The 208-nt window shown below is 68.8% G+C and carries 1 protein-coding gene; it reads left to right on the forward strand.

The genetic code is table 11. The annotated features are described in order from the left end of the window. On the forward strand, nt 1-208 hold a 208-nt coding region (locus KHA85_RS17750), incomplete at both ends, for an ATP-binding protein (RefSeq protein ID WP_213186779.1).

Below are 208 nucleotides of genomic sequence, written 5' to 3' on the forward strand. Positions count from 1 at the left end.
CGAGCAGGACTGCGGTACCCGAGCGCTGACCTGCGGCGAGTGGACCTGATCGACGCGCGCGGCCTGAACCGAGCCGTGCTCGCCCAGCTGGCCACCTGCTCATTCATCGATCGCCAGCAGAACGTCGTGTTCCAGGGCTTCACTGGCTCGGGCAAGTCCTACCTCGGCTGCGCCCTGGCCAAGCAGGCCTGCACCCACCGGTACCGGG

Source organism: Dietzia massiliensis, from assembly GCF_018390595.1.
Classification (GTDB): Bacteria; Actinomycetota; Actinomycetes; order Mycobacteriales; family Mycobacteriaceae; genus Dietzia; species Dietzia massiliensis.